The sequence below is a fragment of the uncultured Endozoicomonas sp. genome, assembly GCF_947495845.1.
Lineage (GTDB): Bacteria > Pseudomonadota > Gammaproteobacteria > Pseudomonadales > Endozoicomonadaceae > Endozoicomonas.
The window spans coordinates 1-3,274 of record NZ_CANMAO010000064.1 but is presented as its reverse complement, the minus strand read 5'-3'; the positions used below and the strand labels follow the sequence as shown (position 1 = coordinate 3,274).

4 protein-coding genes are annotated in these 3,274 nt (G+C 39.0%); 1 reads left to right on the top strand and 3 read right to left on the bottom strand.

The window, feature by feature from the left end:
* On the bottom strand, positions 1 to 330 hold a 330-nt coding region (locus Q1B11_RS19975), incomplete at its 3' end, for a transposase (protein WP_299735731.1).
* 234 nt (positions 331 to 564) lie between these two features.
* Here Q1B11_RS19975 and Q1B11_RS19970 point away from each other — a divergent pair.
* Positions 565 to 1,047: a hypothetical protein gene (locus Q1B11_RS19970; RefSeq protein ID WP_299735729.1), complete on the top strand. Its 483-nt coding sequence runs from the start codon at positions 565 to 567 to the stop codon at positions 1,045 to 1,047.
* Between the two features lie 93 nt (positions 1,048 to 1,140).
* Here Q1B11_RS19970 and Q1B11_RS19965 read toward each other — a convergent pair whose 3' ends face one another.
* Both Q1B11_RS19965 and Q1B11_RS19960 read right to left on the bottom strand, forming a co-directional pair.
* The gene (locus tag Q1B11_RS19965; RefSeq protein ID WP_299735727.1) at positions 1,141 to 2,061 is read right to left on the bottom strand and encodes a hypothetical protein; all 921 of its coding nucleotides are present in this window, start codon (positions 2,059 to 2,061) and stop codon (positions 1,141 to 1,143) included.
* A gap of 177 nt (positions 2,062 to 2,238) precedes the next feature.
* Positions 2,239 to 2,964 (bottom strand): GNAT family N-acetyltransferase, encoded by a 726-nt coding sequence (locus Q1B11_RS19960; RefSeq protein ID WP_299735725.1) that lies wholly within the window; start codon positions 2,962 to 2,964, stop codon positions 2,239 to 2,241.
* Positions 2,965 to 3,274 lie beyond the last annotated feature (310 nt).

Here is a 3,274-nt window from a genome sequence, read left to right as displayed (position 1 = left end):
TAAATGCCGGAAATTCATGATGGTCGTGCGATCAGGAATGGGCTTATCCAGCGAGAACCCGGCAAACAGGCGCATGGAAGCGATTTCATACAAGGCGTCTTCCATACCTTCATCGCTAAGGCTGTACCATTGTTGAAGGCAATGAACCCTGACCATGGCTTCCAGAGGGTAAGGCGGACGACCGTTGCCTCGTTTTGGGTAATGGGGCTCGATAACACCGATGAGCCGGGGCCATGGCACGAGCTTTTCCATTTTAGCCAGAAAGCGTTCTTTGCGGGTGATTCTGCGTTTTTGGACAAACTCACTGTCTGCGAAACTGAGCTGGTTCATGGACTGAAACTCAAGCTGGGAGCGATGGGAATATTATCTCATGGCTGGGGAGTTATTCGCATCTTCCCTAACAAATGTGTTCATCGGAATTTACTCGTCGCTGAGCTCCTCCTAAATCCGCTGACACTGGCGTTAGGTGCTGTAGACACTCCGCAACCATCTTGCATGAATTACTAGAAGAGACGCACCACCAAGAAATGCACCTGCAAAACAACCAAGAAAGATTAAAAGAATATGACTATATCCCAACTCACTCTCGTTTACGTTTCTGTTGGAGCAACCCTTGCTGGAACCTTGATTGGTGGATACATAGCTCATAGGCTTTCCCTTGAGAAAATGGCTCACGACATCAGGAGCGAAGCCAATAGAAAACTCAGAACAGCATTCTCTGAAGAGCTTGCTATCTTGCAAAGACAGCGAATGAGCGGAGTTGAAATTATCCGTCTCCTTGATAGCGCTTTCCTCAAACATCAAATCGCTGTTAATGAGTTCAGGTCTCACTTGGCTGAAGGAGAGCTCATTGCTTTCAACAATGCCTGGGTTAAGTATCATGGCTACCAAGAGGGGGGTGAAGTTCATGATATTCAGTTTTTTGAAAAATATTCTTTTCATAACAATAAAGCAGATCAAGATAAAGCCAGTAAAGATATAAAAGCCCTTCTTGAGTTTGCTAAACCTCCAGTAATAAATCCGATAATTCGGAGCAAGCGCACCTAACAATCCATTCCAAGGGACGCCTGCGGCGCCCTTGAATGGGGCGTTAGCTGCAAAGCACAACCATGAGATAGAAATCAAAGAAAGTAATGTATTCTAAGGCTTATAACTACTCCATAATTCTACAACATCGTACGAGATGCTATTTTGATCTTGAAATGCTTTGGTCCAAGGAGCCGTAGTTGGCTTACCATTAATCCAAAATTGGACATTTTTCATCAACATTATATTGAAACGATTTCGGTATACGAAACGTAATTCTTGACCGGTATGTGCTCGATGAACTCTATCTAGGGTATCATCTTTATGATTCTTCTGGACGACCATCTTCATATCGATAGAATCAAGCAAAAAATGTATTTTTTTTGATTTATCTGTTGCCCACAGTAACCCGCCTTTAATTTTTCTACCTAGAGTCTCGCTAGTATCTACAGTGTGGCCATAAAAAACCTTTGGTTTTGCATTCACTGCTGATTTATATTTAGGATGGTTGTTAAGGAATGTTATAAAGCTGTCTAAATCATCTGGAGCAGTTCTAATGTGTTTTTTTTGTTCCATTTCTGTTACAGGGTATTGATCAATAAATATCACAGCATCTTCATAAATTTTTGAGCTAGAAAAATTTGTTTTTTCGAGATATTTTAATCTGATATCACTAAGTCCATAAATTAAATCGCCTTCTCTATATGACGGTATATCTTCCTCTGCTCTAAATACTGCAATCTGGTTTTCAGTGCTTTTTTTTAAAGCTTTTTTAATTCCATTTAATGCTTCCTTTATAGATTTGAAGTTTCTTAGAGTTAAATCTTTTTTCATGTCACAAAGTTCCTTCCCAATCTTGACAGATATGTCTATTTTTGGGAAAGTGTATTCAACCATTGAAATTGATCTAGGATGAGATATTGCACCTAGTCCCTTAACAGGGGTTACAAGGCTAGAAATATGAAAATTTTCTTTTTCAAGAAACCTCAATTGTTCCTTCAAGGATTGATTATAGTGCTGGGTTGTATTGATCATGATTAATTCCATTTAGTCATTATTTGGTATAATAATATCAAGTTCAAAGAAAAAGTTAATAACATCAATGACAGTGCAGCTAACAAAAATTTCTAGGGGACGCCTGCGGCGCCCCTGAAATTGGCGTTAGCTGCACACAGTACTCCTAATGAGGTGATGGTTATATCTGTCAGGAAGTTAATTATTAGGCACCGTTATTTTTTTTTCATAATAATTATATTCACTTGATTTTTTTATATCTAGATTGTATCCATTTTTTTCGAATAACCGTATAGATGAAAAATTAGATGGTAGTATCTCGGCTCTAGTGAATATTGGAGTATCCGTTTTGGTGATTGAATAACTGTGAAGAATGTTTTCCTCAATTTTTTTTAATAGTATGCTCCCAACACCTTTTCCTCTATATGATTTTTTAACAGATATTGCATCAATTAAATATAATTTTTCTTCTTTGAGATAAGTGCACTGACTATACAATACAGCCCCGGAGGGGACTCCTTTTAGATTAAAGGATATAACGATCCTCGTAGTTTCTGTTTGTTCTTTATATAAATTGGAGTGAGCTACATAATTTAAACGTAAGTGTGGATTTGCTTCTGATAACAGAAAATTTATATCAGGATATAAATCGTGTTTCAATAATTCACTTAAGGATAAAGTCCTAACGTTATGTGGCTGACTACTTGTTAACGAGCAGACCCTTTCGTTACAATACTTTTGATTTTTAAATTCATCAGCTGTAGCTGGCGACCGAGAAGGTTGTAAAATAACTGGGCTTTGTAAATTTAAACTCTCCACCGATTTTGTTAAAAACAAACTTGGGGTTGAATTATTAGGTTGGTTGGGGCGTTTGGAGTATTCATTTTCGATGCTTGTTGTTTTTGTAGTGCCTATTGTATTCAAGTTTCATACCCCTCAAAGATGATGTCTAATTATTGATTTTCAAGATTAGCAAAATTATTTCAGACACTTAATGACATCAATGACAGTGCAGCTAACAAAAATTTCCAGCGGACGCCTTCGGCGCCGCTGAAATTGGCGTGTGTGCCGAGCATGGCACTTAACTAGAGAGGTGAAAGTCCTCTTACCAGGTATTCGCAGAGCCGAAGGTTAGCGAAAGGGCAAGGGCGTTGTCGCGAGGCAGGGTCTGAAGGAAGCCTAACGCAAAACTGCGGGGCGACGAACAGAAACCCAATATGAGGTGTGACGTACT

Bases quoted from the DNA above. Each gene is read 5' to 3' on its own strand.
- Q1B11_RS19965 (WP_299735727.1), bottom strand. From the start codon at position 2,061: ATGATCAATACAACCCAGCACTATAATCAATCCTTGAAGGAACAATTG.
- Q1B11_RS19970 (WP_299735729.1), top strand. From the start codon at position 565: ATGACTATATCCCAACTCACTCTCGTTTACGTTTCTGTTGGAGCAACC.